General features: G+C 60.8%; 15 protein-coding genes. 4 read left to right on the top strand and 11 right to left on the bottom strand.

Going from position 1 to position 13302, the window contains the following annotated elements; all coding sequences use genetic code 11:
• Positions 1-38: 38 nt before the first annotated feature.
• From purS to LVY75_19590, 4 genes are all read right to left on the bottom strand, one after another.
• Positions 39-281 (bottom strand): phosphoribosylformylglycinamidine synthase subunit PurS, encoded by a 243-nt coding sequence (purS, locus tag LVY75_19605; GenBank protein XAZ25357.1) that lies wholly within the window; start codon positions 279-281, stop codon positions 39-41.
• Positions 282-301: 20 nt separating this feature from the next.
• Positions 302-1066, bottom strand: a complete 765-nt coding sequence (locus tag LVY75_19600; protein XAZ25356.1) for a phosphoribosylaminoimidazolesuccinocarboxamide synthase — start codon at positions 1064-1066, stop codon at positions 302-304.
• A 231-nt stretch (positions 1067-1297) separates the two neighbouring features.
• Positions 1298-3601 carry an EAL domain-containing protein gene (locus tag LVY75_19595; protein ID XAZ25355.1) on the bottom strand — a complete coding sequence of 768 codons (2304 nt, stop codon included), beginning with the start codon at positions 3599-3601 and terminating at the stop codon, positions 1298-1300.
• A gap of 110 nt (positions 3602-3711) precedes the next feature.
• The gene (locus tag LVY75_19590; GenBank protein XAZ25354.1) at positions 3712-4266 is read right to left on the bottom strand and encodes an alpha/beta hydrolase; all 555 of its coding nucleotides are present in this window, start codon (positions 4264-4266) and stop codon (positions 3712-3714) included.
• Positions 4267-4428: 162 nt separating this feature from the next.
• Between LVY75_19590 and LVY75_19585 the strand changes: the two genes are divergently transcribed.
• Together LVY75_19585 and LVY75_19580 are read left to right on the top strand one after the other, a co-directional pair.
• Entirely contained in the window at positions 4429-5232 is an 804-nt protein-coding gene (locus LVY75_19585; protein XAZ25353.1) for a DUF2189 domain-containing protein, read from the top strand.
• Between the two features lie 118 nt (positions 5233-5350).
• Positions 5351-5818 (top strand): low affinity iron permease family protein, encoded by a 468-nt coding sequence (locus tag LVY75_19580; protein ID XAZ25352.1) that lies wholly within the window; start codon positions 5351-5353, stop codon positions 5816-5818.
• 45 nt (positions 5819-5863) lie between these two features.
• Here LVY75_19580 and purB read toward each other — a convergent pair whose 3' ends face one another.
• The 5 genes from purB to LVY75_19555 form a co-directional block, all read right to left on the bottom strand.
• The gene (purB, locus tag LVY75_19575; protein XAZ25351.1) at positions 5864-7171 is read right to left on the bottom strand and encodes an adenylosuccinate lyase; all 1308 of its coding nucleotides are present in this window, start codon (positions 7169-7171) and stop codon (positions 5864-5866) included.
• A 62-nt stretch (positions 7172-7233) separates the two neighbouring features.
• Positions 7234-7719: a hypothetical protein gene (locus LVY75_19570; protein ID XAZ25350.1), complete on the bottom strand. Its 486-nt coding sequence runs from the start codon at positions 7717-7719 to the stop codon at positions 7234-7236.
• Positions 7720-7721: 2 nt separating this feature from the next.
• Entirely contained in the window at positions 7722-8450 is a 729-nt protein-coding gene (locus tag LVY75_19565) for a DUF2259 domain-containing protein (GenBank protein ID XAZ25349.1), read from the bottom strand.
• On the bottom strand, positions 8450-9127 hold the full coding sequence (gene rpe, locus LVY75_19560; protein XAZ25348.1) for a ribulose-phosphate 3-epimerase: 678 nt from the start codon (positions 9125-9127) through the stop codon (positions 8450-8452). Before rpe ends, LVY75_19565 begins: the two co-directional genes overlap by 1 nt.
• 61 nt (positions 9128-9188) lie before the next feature.
• Positions 9189-10271 carry an ABC transporter substrate-binding protein gene (locus LVY75_19555; GenBank protein XAZ25347.1) on the bottom strand — a complete coding sequence of 361 codons (1083 nt, stop codon included), beginning with the start codon at positions 10269-10271 and terminating at the stop codon, positions 9189-9191.
• 172 nt (positions 10272-10443) lie between these two features.
• On the opposite strand from LVY75_19555, the gene LVY75_19550 reads away from it, so the two are divergent.
• Complete coding sequence (locus tag LVY75_19550) at positions 10444-10938, top strand: flavin reductase (protein XAZ25346.1); 495 nt, start codon at positions 10444-10446, stop codon at positions 10936-10938.
• 10 nt (positions 10939-10948) lie between these two features.
• Positions 10949-11266, top strand: coding sequence for a TfoX/Sxy family protein (locus LVY75_19545; GenBank protein ID XAZ25345.1), 318 nt, complete (start codon positions 10949-10951; stop codon positions 11264-11266).
• Here the strand turns inward: LVY75_19545 and LVY75_19540 are convergent, their stop codons facing one another.
• Entirely contained in the window at positions 11267-11689 is a 423-nt protein-coding gene (locus LVY75_19540; GenBank protein ID XAZ25344.1) for an NUDIX domain-containing protein, read from the bottom strand.
• 8 nt (positions 11690-11697) lie between these two features.
• On the bottom strand, positions 11698-13245 hold the full coding sequence (locus tag LVY75_19535) for a DEAD/DEAH box helicase (protein XAZ25343.1): 1548 nt from the start codon (positions 13243-13245) through the stop codon (positions 11698-11700).
• Positions 13246-13302: the final 57 nt, after the last annotated feature.

Here is a 13302-nt window from a genome sequence, read left to right as displayed (position 1 = left end):
CATCCTGAAGGCCCGCCCATGCGGCGGGCCTATGATCGTCAGTCGATCGCGATCGCGTAATTCTCGATGACCGTGTTTGCGAGCAGCTTTTCGCACATGGCCTTGAGATCCGCCTCAGCCTTGGCCTTGTCGGTGCCTTCGAGCTCGAGGTCGAAAACCTTGCCCTGGCGGACATGGCCGACGCCGCCGAAACCGAGGGCGCCGAGCGCGCCTTCGATGGCCTTGCCCTGAGGATCGAGAACGCCGTTTTTCAGCGTGACGGTGACGCGAGCCTTGATCACGTGTTTTTCCCTGCTTTTACTTACTTGACCAGAACGGGGCCTGTGCCGCGCACGGGCTCGTTTTCATTGATGATGCCGAGACGGCGGGCAACTTCGGAATAGGCTTCCAGCAGACCGCCCATATCGCGGCGGAACAGGTCCTTGTCCATCTTCTTGTGTGTCTCGATATCCCATAGGCGGCAGCTGTCCGGCGAGATTTCGTCAGCCAGGATGATGCGCATCATGTCGCCTTCGAAGAGGCGGCCGCATTCGATCTTGAAATCGACGAGCTGGATGCCGACGCCGAGGAAGAGGCCGGTCATGAAGTCGTTGACGCGGATGGCGAGCGCCATGATGTCGTCGAGCTCAGCCGGATTGGCCCAGCCGAAGGCGGTGATGTGCTCTTCGGAGACCATCGGGTCCTCGAGCGCATCCGACTTGTAATAGAATTCGATGATCGAACGCGGCAGGACCACGCCTTCCTCGATGCCGAGACGCTTGGCGAGCGAGCCGGCGGCAACGTTGCGCACGACGATCTCGAGCGGGATCATCTCCACTTCCTTGATCAGCTGCTCACGCATGTTGAGCCGGCGGATGAAGTGCGTGGGAATGCCGATCTTGTTCAGATGGCTGAAGATATATTCAGAAATACGGTTGTTGAGGACGCCCTTGCCATCAATGACTTCGTGTTTCTTCTTGTTGAAAGCAGTGGCATCGTCCTTGAAGAACTGGATCAGCGTGCCCGGTTCAGGTCCCTCATACAGAATCTTTGCCTTGCCCTCGTAGATACGGCGGCGACGGTTCATTGTGGTTATTCTCTAACTGTTGGCGCTCTTGGGATAGTGCGCGTGGATCGATCTCGTGGCGTCCCCTTAAAGGAAAAGAGAGAGTTTCACAATCCGCCTGTCACTCCTTCCCCGGTTTCCGGCCTTGGGCGGGAAAACCGCAAAGAGAATCGAAATCTTGCCAGGAGGAGACTACCGCCTTTTTCTTTACGGTGGAATGAAGGCAAAATCTCGGAGGGTTTATACAGGGCTTTATCTGGAGGCCGTCTTGGAGCCGGGCCGATCGACCGACCGGCGCAGATCCCTCTGCAGCGCGCGCGCTTCCCCCTCCGACCGCCGCCAGCTTTCGCCACGGATGAAAGCCGGAATCTGCAGGCCGGACATCGGCCGGGCGAGGGCATAGCCCTGCAGCATGTCGCAGCCGAGCTCCTGCAGGATGCGAACGTGATCGGCCGTCTCGACGCCTTCTGCGGTAACGAGAATATTCAGCGAGCGGCCGATGTCGATGATCGAGCGCACAAGCTTGCGCTGTTCGGCCGATTGCGGCAGCCGGCTGATGAGTTCGCGGTCGATCTTCAGTGTTTTCGGGCTCAACCGCAGCAGACTGACGATCGAGGCATGGCCGGTGCCGAAATCATCGACCTCGATATCGATACCGAGCTTCTTCAGCTTCTTGAGATTGGCGGTAACTGCCTCGTCGCAATCATCGAGCGAGATCGATTCCAGCAGTTCGAAGGAGACCGTGCCGGGCTCAATCTTGAGGGAACGCAGCTTCTTGCCGAGCTGCGGATCGGACAGTCTCCGGCCGGAGACATTGACGGAGATGCGGGGAATGGCGAAGCCTTCGCGGATCCAGGTTTTCCGGTCGGCTATTGCCTGTTCCAGGATGAGCGCATCGATGATGGAGACGACGTCAAGGTCTTCGGCAATGTCGAGGAAGCGATCAGGGGCGAGCAGGCCATGTTCGGGATGCTGCCAGCGGGCCAGCGTCTCGATACCCGCGATATCGAGCGTGCGGGCATCGAACTGCGGCTGGTAAAAGGGCACGAATTCGTTGCGCTCCAGGCCGATCAGGATTTCATCGGCCAGGCGCTTGGCCGTCAGGATCGTGCGGCGCGCTGCATTGGAGAAGAATTCGTGGCGATTACGGCCGGAGCCTTTCGCCCGGTAGAGGGCGATATCTGCGTTGAGCAGGAGCTGTTTCTCATCGAGCTTCGGGCCGCTGTCGATGGCGATGCCGATGCTGGCACCGAAGCGGCAATCATGTCCCTCGTATTTGATGGGCTTGCGCAGCTCGCGGATGATGCGCTCGGCGACGGTGGCGATCTTCTTGGACGCGGTGTCGACGATGCAGAGAACGACGAATTCATCACCACCGATGCGGGCGACGAAGTCGGTGGCACGAATGGAGTCGCGCAGCACCTTGGCGGCGTGTTTCAGCATATGATCGCCGGCGCGGTGGCCGAGCGTGTCGTTGATCTGCTTGAAGCGGTCGAGATCGATATGAAGGACGGCAAGCGCCAGACCTTCCTCGCGACAATGGGCGGAGCGTTCCTCCAGCATCTTGTCGAGATAGCGGCGGTTCGGCAGGCCGGTCAGATAGTCGTGGAACGCCAGATGCTCGATGCTTTCCTTGGCGGCTTCGAGTTCACGGTTGCGGGCTTCGGCAAGATCCTTGGCGCGCCGCAACTCGTTGCGCAGCGCCACTTCTTCCGTGACGTCCCAATTGGCGCCGATCAGCTTGCGGCAGCCATTGCCGTCGACGAAGAAGGCACCACGGGCGCGAATGATGCGCAAGGCACCGTCACCCCTGATGATTCGGAATTCGTGATTGAAGCCGGTCTGGTCGCGGACATGGCGCTCGACAGTGCCAAGCACGCGCTCGCGATCCTCGGGGTGGATTGCGTCAGGCCATGCAGTTACGGCCGAGAGATGATCGATGCCCTTCAGGCCGTAGATGGCAATGAGACGCTCGTCCCATTCGACGGTCCCGTTGTCGATGTCGGCCTCGAAAACGCCGATGTCGCTGATCTGCAAAGCAAGGTCGAGGCGGCGGGAGAGCTGCGCCAGCATCTCCTGCGTTTCCTTGCGTGCGGTGATGTCGGTATCCGTGCCGACGACGCGCTGGGCTGTGCCGTTCTCATCCCATTCGACCGGCGCACCGCGGCACTCGATCCAGACCCAGTGGCCGTCCTTGTGGCGTTCGCGATACTCGAAGACATGATAGTCCGCATCACCGGCATTCTGGCGCTCGATGGCGTCGACGACAAAATCGCGATCGTCGGGATGGACGAGTTGCAGCCAGGCTTCGTACTCGCCGTCGGCCTCCTCGTCAGGGGCCATGCCGCGAATACTCTTCCAGGTCTGCGAATAGTATTTCTTGTCGAGACGGTAATTGTGGTCCCAGACGCCGAGGCCGGAACCGACGAGCGCGTAGTTCCATCGGCTTTCGCGCTCGTTGATATCTGAATCGTCGGTGTAGCTTGCGAACCCGTCAGCAGCCTGCTCGTCGCGATTGACATCGGCGGCGGTCTTGGGCGGATGGCTTTGCTTCACGGGGCGCGCTCTCGCTTTTCTGGCGTCAGCGCAGTCTGCGGTCTTTCCATTAAGAAATGCTTAGAAAGCGATCGCTTAATTCACTGGAAATGCCGGATTTTTTGGCTTCCTCAGCCGGGCAGGCGGCTCAGAAACTGGGCAAAGACCATCGTGCCTTCCGGCCAGGGGCCGTGACCGGATTCGGCATTGATGTGGCCGGACTCGCCGGCATCCACCAGGAAGGAACCCCAGCTATTTGCGATATCATCGGCATGCTCGTAAGTGCCGAAAGGATCGTTGCGGCTGGCGACAGTGATCGAGGGGAAGGGCAGCGGATCGCGCGGGTAGGGACCGAAGGTCATGAGATGCTTCGGACGAATATCGGGATTGGCGACATCGGGCGGCGCCACGAAGAAGGCGCCGGCAACGCGCTTCTGAAACATCGGGATTGCGTGGATCACCGAGGGCACGCCGAGGGAATGGGCAACGAGTACCACGGGGCGAGTGGAAGCATTGACCGCTTCGGCAATGCGGACGCTCCAGTCCTCGCGCACGGGCTTGGACCATTCCGCCTGCTCGACGCGGCGCGCGGTGCTCAATTTTGCCTCCCAGCGGCTCTGCCAATGGTCGGGACCGGAGTTGGTGTAGCCGGGAATGATGAGGATATCTGCGTCTGAAGCTCTCATAATGTCGCCGATGTGAGAAAGCTTGACCGCGATGTCAAGGGAAAGAGCGACTTAGCTCAAGAAATTTGCTATGGTGGCTGCATGCCGGTTGCGTTCTCGTGTCGGCCCGCTTTGTGCCGCCACATTCGCCTCCGGCTCATCTTGGCTGAGGAGGAGAAAGCCATGACGACATTTCATGTCATGACGGGTGCCGGTGAGAACTTCGCACGGCCCGTGGTTAACAGGATCAGCATTGCCGACGTCTTCGACGCGCTCAGGCTCGGTTTCGAGGATTTCCGCGAGAAGCCTTCGCACTACGTTTTCCTGTGTCTCATGTATCCGATCGCCGGCATCTTCCTGACGATGCTGAGTTCGGGCGCCAATCTCGCGCCGATGATCTTTCCGCTGATGTCGGGCTTCGTGCTGATCGGGCCAATAGCCGCGATCGGCCTCTACGAAATCAGCCGCCGGCGCGAGGCCGGGCTCGATTCCTCCTGGACACATGCACTCGACGTGCGCCATTCGCCGGCTCTGCCGTCGATCATCGCCGTCGGCCTCCTGCTGTTTGGGATGTTCACCGTCTGGCTGGTCACGGCGCAGACCATCTACGCAAACCTCCTCGGAGAAGTCTTCCCGCGCTCCATGTCGCTCTTCGTTCAGCAGGTATTCGGTACGCCGGAAGGCATGCAGCTGATCCTGTGGGGCAATCTGGTCGGCCTCGGCTTTGCCCTCGTCGTTCTGGCGATCACCGTCGTTACCTTCCCGATGCTGCTCGACAGGGATTGCGGGGCAGTGGCTGCGATGGTCGCTTCGGTCCGGGCAACCTTCATTAATCCGATACCAGTGCTGCTCTGGGGCCTGATCGTAGCCGTGGCACTCGTCATCGGCACGATCCCGCTCTTCATCGGCCTTGCACTCGTCATCCCCATCCTCGGCCATGCGACCTGGCATCTTTACCGCAAGCTGATCAGCCGCGAAGCCATGTGACGCCAGAATTCCCGGGGGATCGCGAATTCACGCGATACCCCGGATTTTCGATATAGGTTGGAACCTCGGAACCCTCCCTGGAGTTTGTTTTGCGCCGACTTCGAAGGAGGATTTCAAGGTGACTGTACGCCATGCATTCGCCCGCTTCGCCACGAAGATATCGGAGTGGGCGGGCAAGCCGGTAACCTTCATTCTGGCACTCATCGCCGTGATCATCTGGGCTGCCCTCGGCCCTGTCTTCGGCTATTCGGAAACTTGGCAGCTGGTGATCAACACCGGCACGACGATCATCACCTTCCTGATGGTCTTCATTCTGCAGAACGCGCAGACACGCGATACAAGAGCCATCCAGGCGAAGCTCAACGAAATCATCCTCACGAGCCACGCCGAGAACCGCTTCATCGGCATCGAAAATCTCGACGAGGAGGACCTAAAGCATCTCGACCGCCTGGTGGCCAAGGCCGCAAAAGGCCGAGGCGCAACAGAGATTTGCGAGATATCGGAAGAGCCGGCCGATACGCCGGTGGACAAGCCGGAGAAAAAGAAGCGCGCTGCACCGGCGACCGCTTCCCGGAAGCGAAAATGAAAACGGCGCCTCACGGGCGCCGTCTCATGATCTGTCTTGTGTCGATCAAGCGTCGCCAAAAACACGGCGGAAGATCGTGTCGACATGCTTGGTGTGATAGCCGAGATCGAACTTCTCACGCAGATCCGCCTCGGAGAGCGCGGCACGCACCTCGGCGTCGGCCAGCAGCTCCTCAAGGAAATCCTTGCCCTGTTCCCAGACCTTCATCGCGTTGCGCTGCACGAGGCGATAGGCATCCTCGCGGGAGGTGCCGGCCTGCGTCAGCGCCAGGAGAACGCGCTGCGAATGCACAAGGCCGCGGAACTTGTCGAGGTTCTTCATCATGTTCTCGGGATAGACCACGAGCTTTTCGATGACACCGGCCAGACGGTTGAGTGCGAAATCGAGGGTGATGGTCGTATCGGGGCCGATGGCGCGCTCGACGCTCGAATGGCTGATATCGCGCTCGTGCCAGAGCGCCACGTTTTCCATTGCGGGAACGACCGACATGCGTACGAGGCGAGCAAGGCCCGTCAGGTTTTCGGTCAGGACCGGGTTGCGCTTGTGCGGCATGGCCGACGAGCCCTTCTGGCCTGGCGAGAAGAACTCCTCGGCTTCCAGAACTTCGGTGCGCTGCATGTGGCGGATCTCGATCGCCACATTTTCGATCGACGAACCTATGACACCGAGCGTGGCGAAGAACATCGCATGACGATCACGCGGGATGACCTGCGTGGAGACAGGCTCCGGAACGAGGCCGAGGGCTGCGCAGACATGCTCTTCGACGACAGGATCGATATTGGCGAAGGTGCCGACGGCGCCGGAAATGGCGCCGGTCGCGATTTCCGCACGAGCAGCGACGAGGCGGGCGCGGTTGCGGCTCATCTCGGCATAGAAGCGGGCGAAGGTGAGGCCCATCGTCGTCGGCTCGGCGTGAATGCCATGGCTGCGGCCGATGCGGATCGTATCCTTGTGCTCGAAGGCGCGGCCCTTCAGGGCGGCGAGAACACGGTCCATGTCGGCGAGCAGTATATCGGCAGCGCGCACGAGCTGGATGTTCAGGGTGGTGTCGAGCACGTCCGACGAGGTCATGCCCTGGTGGACGAAACGGGCGTCGGGGCCGACGATTTCGGCAAGATGGGTAAGGAAGGCGATGACGTCATGCTTGGTGACGGCCTCGATCTCATCGATGCGGGCAACATCGAAGGTCGCCTTGCCACCTTTTTCCCAGATGGTGGCGGCGGCCGATTTCGGGATCACACCGAGGTCCGCAAGCGCATCACAGGCATGAGCCTCGATCTCGAACCAGATGCGGAACTTGGTTTCGGGAGACCAGATGGCGACCATCTCGGGCCGGGAATAACGAGGGATCATGGGCGAGCGCCTTCATTTCGTGACAGTAGCTGCGGCCCCTGTAGCAAAGACGGCCGGCAATCTCAACGCATGCGTTTGGCAAGAGCGAAGCTGGTGGCAAGCAAACAGACCAAACCGACGGGCAAAAACAGTCCCAGACCGAGAACGAGGAACTGGTAGACGGCGCTTGCACCGGTGAAGACGAACTGGAACATCCAGATGACGGAACCGAGCGGCGAATGCCAGCGGGAATAAAAGATCCGGTAGTCCATGGCGAAGAGAAAGGCCGTCATGAGGATCGTGCCTGTCGTCATCGCCAGGAAGAAGGCTGCGAAACGCGTCTCCATCTCTCGACGGAGCGCGAAGTAGCGCCCGGCGATCAGATTGAAGGGCCAGGAAAGCAGGCCTCCGCCGAAATAGAGCAGCGCCAGATCGAGCACATGGCTCGTTTCCATGCCATTGCGCAGGTAGAGCCCGGCCATTGCCGAGATCAGCATCTGAGCGCCCCAGAGCGGGGCGCCGATGAAAAATTCGGATAAGGGCGGCCACGCCGCCCGCAGACGGTTCATTCTCAGGGGTGTACCGGAACGGCGATCCAGCGGCCGTTGCGGCCGTCAGGAGAAGCGCTCAGCGCCAGGATGAGGGCGATATGGACGGGCTTGCCCGATTCAGGCTGATAGACGAGGGCGCCGCCCATGCGGTATTCCACCGGGCAGCCGCGGTCGGCCGGGATGGCCTTGTCCTCGTGGACGAGCTGGCGGTTCGGTGCACCGTCCTTCTCGATGAGCTGCAGCGTAAAGCCGACGACGTGGTTCATGCCCTTGCAGGCATCGGGCGTCGCGACCTGGGCATCGCCCAGCAGCAGCGTATAGGCTCCACGCGCAGGACCGTCGGTTGCAAGCGTCGTATAGCGGATCGTCTTCATCGGCGAGCCGAGCTCGGTCGGCGGGTTGAAGGCGGCGATCAGGCCCGGATTGGTCAGAAGGTCGTATTTGTCCATCTGCTGGCGTGCTGCCGTCAGGTTCTGGCGGCGGGCCTTGGAAAGATCGGCATCCTTGTCCGTCAATTCCAGATGGAAGGGCGTGCCCTCAAGATCGGCACCGGTGTCGGTATCGATGAAAAAGGTGTCCGAATAGGGGACCTTGCCATCCTTCATGCCGAATTCCTGGAAGGCAAAGACTTTGCCATCGGCGGAAAAGCCGACAGGCTGCACATTGGCGATATCGCCGGCTGAGGCCGTGGCAGCCATGCCGGTCAGCAGGGCGGCAAGAAATCCACCCATGAACATGCGCTTCGTCATCAGCGAGCCCCCTCAGCCGCGTTGCGAAGGGCGGTAATGGCCTGGCGATAGGCCTCGACCGAGCCGCCCTTGAAAATTGCCGATCCGGCGACGAGCACGTTGCCGCCGGCCTTTGCCACGGCAGGTGCGGTATCGACCGTCACACCGCCATCCACCTCAAGCTCGATCGGGCGGTCACCGATCAGTGACTTTGCCGCTGCGATCTTGTCTACCATTGCCGGAATGAATTTCTGGCCGCCGAAACCGGGGTTGACGGACATAATGAGAATGAGGTCGACATCGTCAAGCACGTTCTCGACCACCGAGAGCGGCGTTGCCGGATTGAGCGTGACGCCGACCTTCTTGCCGAGATGGCGGATCGTCTGCAGCGAGCGATGCAGATGTGGTCCGGCCTCTGCATGCACTGTGATGCGGTCACAGCCGGCCTTTGCGAAGGCTTCAAGGTAGGGGTCGGCAGGTGAAATCATCAGATGGCAGTCGAAGGTCGCATCCGTGTAGGAGCGCAGCGACTTGATGACATCAGGGCCGAAGGAAATGTTCGGCACGAAATGGCCATCCATGACGTCGAGATGGATCCAGTCGGCGCCGGCCGCGGTAACGTTGCGCACTTCCTCGCCGAGCTTTGCAAAATCTGCGGCCAGGATCGATGGGGCGATGCGGATGGGCAGTGTCGTCATGGGTCTGGATCTCCATCTCAACCGTCAGCAGGCGCGCCGCCTCACGGCAAGTTTCAACAGGTCAGTCCGTCCCGTCGGTCGGCGGAACGAAAGCATCGCCGCGCCATTCGAGAAGACGATAGGGATTTTGCGCCAGCTCATGGGCCGGTGTGAAGGTCACTGGGCCGATCGGCGTATTGAATTGCGTCCCGATAAGCTTCTCCGCCACCGGCTTGCCCTCAGCCACCGCCGCCTGCACAGCCTGATCGGCAATCAGCGCTGCGGCTGCGGCCGGCAGGACATAACCTTCCGGCTCGGTCCCGGCGGCGCGCAGGGCCTCGGCGGCCGCGGCTGCATCCGGCAGAAGCGCATATTCGGGGATGACGACGGCACGCACGCCCTCTGCCAGCGCGAGCGGCTGGTTTGCCGCGCGCATCGCATCGCCACTCAGAATGTCGAGCGCGATGTTTTCGGCCTTCGCGTCACGGGCGATGGTGGCGACATCGTTTCTGTCTCCGCCGATGAAGACCTTGGTGGCACCGGCCCGCTTCAGGCGGCGCACGAGGCCGATCTGCTGTTCCTGTCCCGGCCGGTAGGTGTCGGTGAAAACGGGCTTCAGGCCATTTTCTTCGAGCGCGTTGCGCACGGCTTCCGTCAGTTCGCGGCCGTGGATCGTGCCATCCTCGATAAGGGCGATCGGAGACGCCGTCCATTGCTGCAGGATGATCTGGATGACCTTGGCGGCTTCATCGCTGTCCTGCGGGCCCAGACGGAAGAGGGGCCAGCCGTTCTTCAGCGAATCCTCCATCAGGATGCGCGAGCGCACGGACACCGTGATGACGGGAATATTGGCGTCCTTCAGCTTCGGCAGGGCGCCTTCCAGCGTCTCGCTGCAAAGGAAGCCGATAGCGACCTGGACCTTGGCTGCGATCAGTGCATCGGCGACCGCTTGGCCGCTATTGTCCTGGCAGGTTTCGGGGACAGGAACGACCGTATCGCCCGCCTGTCGGATCTGGAAATTCGCGCCGGAAAAAATCTGGGCGCCAAGCGAAGCAAAAGTGCCGTCCTGTGGCGCGACAACGCCAATCGTCACGCCGGCCGCGCGGCTTTCGGCCGTCAACGCCATGAGCGACAGAAGGGCGGCTATGACACGCAGGCTCATCATGAAAGGTGCAGGTCTCTCGTCTTGTCCATGCCCTTTTATCCGCACGGCGGCAATCGTCAAAGAAAAACAAGCGTATTCTGCAGCTTTTGGCGGGTGCTATTGTAGAAAATGTAACCGATGCCCGCCATATTGGGAAAATAACAAAAACAAGACACTGATTGTGGAGAAGCATGTGTTGAACAGGCAGCATATCGATCCCGGCCTCTATCGCGATGCCATGAGCCGCTATGCAGGCCATGTGCAGCTGGTGACGACGGCGCTCGGCGAAGCGCGGCGCGGGGTCACGATCACGGCCGCCTGCTCGGTCTCCGACAATCCGGCTTCGGTTCTCGTCTGCCTCAACAATACCAATGTGAAGAACGAGATCTTCTGGCGCAGCGGCATCTTCGCGCTGAACTCGCTCGGCGCCCACCATGAAGGCGTTGCCGATGCCTTTTCGGGCCGCACGCAGCTCGAAAACGACGAGCGTTTTCAGAGCGCCCGCTTCGAGACGCTGGTAACGGGCGCGCCGGTCCTTGCCGATGCACTTGCCGTTTTCGATTGCCGGGTGACCGATATCAAGGAAATGCCGACCCACAATGTCATTTTCGGCGAGGTCGCCGCCGTGCGCTTTACCGAAATACATCCGGCGCTCCTTTATCTGAACCGCGGCTATCACTCGGTATAGGTCTGAAGCGATGGACAATGCCGGCATCGAGGAAATGTTTCAGTCGCTTGGACCCGTCACCATCAAGCGCATGTTCGGCGGCAAGGGCATCTACCATCTCGGCCGTATCCTGGCGCTCGAGGTGCGCGACGAAATCCTGCTGAAGGCGGATGAAGAGAGTGCACCGGAATTTGCCGCGGCAGGTGCCAGCCAATGGTTCTACGAGGGCAAGAAGGGCGCTGCGGTGAAAATGCCCTATTGGAGCATCCCCGACGAAGCCTATGACGACCCAGATGTCATGGCACGCTGGGTGCGGCTTGCCTATGAGGCCGCACTGCGGGCCGAATGATCAGCGCAATTCGCCGGCCGGAAGGGCCGATATCGCGGCCTTCGTGAAAGCCGATAGCGGCTCCGGCAGGTCGGCAAGACCGAACCAGCCGAAATCCGACAGCTTGTCCGGTTCCGTCAGTTGCGGCTCACCCGTCACTTCGCGGGCGATATAGAGAAGGGAAATCCAGTGCTGGCGGTCAGCCTCGATGATCTGCTCGGTAGAGCCGATCCGCTCGACGCGGCCGATTGTGAGGCCCGTTTCTTCTTCGGCTTCGCGGCGCGCGGCTTCCTCAGCGGGCTCCATATGGTCGACCTTGCCGCCGACGATATTCCAGTAGCCAGCTTCAGGCGGATTCACGCGCTTGTAGAGAAGGATCTTGCCGTCACGCAAAATCACCAGGCCTACACCGAGGCCTGGGAAATCAATGCCGGGCTTGCCCATTGAGGGTCTCAGATCTTGGCGTTGGCCGCGATCAGCATGAAGGCAGGAATGTCGTCGCCGAACCCGACCGGTGTGGGGCCATCGTCATGATCACGGTGACGGCGACGCTCGCGATTGTCGTCGTTTGCCGGATAGGGCCGACCGCCGCGCGCATTGTTCTGCGGCTTCTGTTCTGCTTTGCGCTCGTTCTTCACGCTGTCGGCCTTTGCTGCTGCTTCCACGACTTCGCCACCATTATCTTCGGCGTTGATATCAGATTTATGACTCGAAGACCGGCGCTCGCGGCCACGATCCTTATCCCGCTCACGGCCCTTGCCGCGACGGGGAGAGCGCTCGCTGTCGCGGCTCTCTTCGGCCGGCGGCAGGGCGGCGAGATCGCCGCTCAGCCATTCGACCTTTTCGCCGATCAGCTTTTCAATCGCGTCGGCATGTTTCTGGTCGCGGCGGGTGACGATGGTGAAGGAAGCCCCTGAACGACCGGCGCGGCCGGTACGGCCAATGCGGTGAACATAGTCTTCGGAGTGAATCGGCACGTCGAAATTGAAGACGTGGCTGACATCGGGAATATCGAGGCCGCGGGCAGCGACGTCGGAGGCAACGAGCAGCTTGATGTTGCCGTCCTTGAAATTGGAAAGCATGGTCATGCGCGAGCGCTGGTCCATGTCGCCGTGCAGGGCGCCGACGGAGAAGCCGTGGCGGTCCAGCGAACGGAAGAGTTCGGCGACATCCTTCTTGCGGTTGCAGAAGATGATCGCATTCTTGAGATCTTCCTGAGCGCGGATGAGATCGCGCAGGACGGCGCGCTTCTCGTAATCCTTGTCGTGCGAGGCGACGAAGCGCTGCGTGATCGTGCTCGATGCCGAGGCCGGCTTGGAGACCTCGATACGCTCCGGATTCTGCAGGAAGCGGTCCGCGAGCTTCTGGATTTCCGGCGGCATGGTGGCCGAGAAGAAGAGCGTCTGGCGGGTGAAGGGGATCAGCTTGGCGATGCGTTCGATATCGGGAATGAAGCCCATGTCGAGCATGCGGTCGGCTTCATCGATGACGAGAATTTCAACACCGCTCATCAGGAGCTTGCCGCGCTCGAAATGGTCGAGAAGGCGGCCGGGGGTGCAGATCAGCACGTCCGCGCCGCGCTCCAGCTTGCGGTCCTGATCTTCAAAGGAAACGCCGCCGATGAGGAGGGCGACGTTGAGGCGGTGGTTCTTACCATATTTTTCGAAATTTTCGGCAACCTGGGCGGCCAGTTCGCGGGTCGGCTCCAGGATAAGGGTCCGGGGCATGCGGGCGCGGGCACGGCCTTTTTCCAAAAGCGACAACATGGGAAGAACGAAGGAAGCCGTCTTGCCGGTGCCGGTCTGCGCGATACCGCAGATGTCGCGGCGCTCAAGCGCGAAGGGAATTGCCCCGGCCTGAATGGGAGTGGGGATCGTGTAGCCCGCATCGGTAACAGCGGAGAGCACTTTGGGGCTCAAACCAAGTTCAGCAAATGTCGTCAAAGGGAAAACTGTTTCCGTTTCGTTCGGCCGGTCTCTGGCGAGTCGGCAGGATTGCATGCCGCAATGTGGGCGACATATTCCGAAACGGCCGGCAAGTCAAGGAATAGCGTCTCC

It is taken from the genome of Sinorhizobium sp. B11, assembly GCA_039725955.1.
GTDB lineage: Bacteria > Pseudomonadota > Alphaproteobacteria > Rhizobiales > Rhizobiaceae > Rhizobium.
Note: the sequence above shows the minus strand (reverse complement) of the source record. Positions and strands in the feature narration are given on the sequence as shown.

Bases quoted from the DNA above. Each gene is read 5' to 3' on its own strand.
- LVY75_19555 (XAZ25347.1), bottom strand. From the start codon at position 10,271: ATGATGAGCCTGCGTGTCATAGCCGCCCTTCTGTCGCTCATGGCGTTG.
- LVY75_19600 (XAZ25356.1), bottom strand. From the start codon at position 1,066: ATGAACCGTCGCCGCCGTATCTACGAGGGCAAGGCAAAGATTCTGTAT.
- LVY75_19590 (XAZ25354.1), bottom strand. From the start codon at position 4,266: ATGAGAGCTTCAGACGCAGATATCCTCATCATTCCCGGCTACACCAAC.
- LVY75_19565 (XAZ25349.1), bottom strand. From the start codon at position 8,450: ATGACGAAGCGCATGTTCATGGGTGGATTTCTTGCCGCCCTGCTGACC.
- LVY75_19535 (XAZ25343.1), bottom strand. From the start codon at position 13,245: ATGCAATCCTGCCGACTCGCCAGAGACCGGCCGAACGAAACGGAAACA.
- LVY75_19585 (XAZ25353.1), top strand. From the start codon at position 4,429: ATGACGACATTTCATGTCATGACGGGTGCCGGTGAGAACTTCGCACGG.
- purB (XAZ25351.1), bottom strand. From the start codon at position 7,171: ATGATCCCTCGTTATTCCCGGCCCGAGATGGTCGCCATCTGGTCTCCC.
- LVY75_19545 (XAZ25345.1), top strand. From the start codon at position 10,949: ATGGACAATGCCGGCATCGAGGAAATGTTTCAGTCGCTTGGACCCGTC.
- LVY75_19540 (XAZ25344.1), bottom strand. From the start codon at position 11,689: ATGGGCAAGCCCGGCATTGATTTCCCAGGCCTCGGTGTAGGCCTGGTG.
- LVY75_19570 (XAZ25350.1), bottom strand. From the start codon at position 7,719: ATGAACCGTCTGCGGGCGGCGTGGCCGCCCTTATCCGAATTTTTCATC.
- rpe (XAZ25348.1), bottom strand. From the start codon at position 9,127: ATGACGACACTGCCCATCCGCATCGCCCCATCGATCCTGGCCGCAGAT.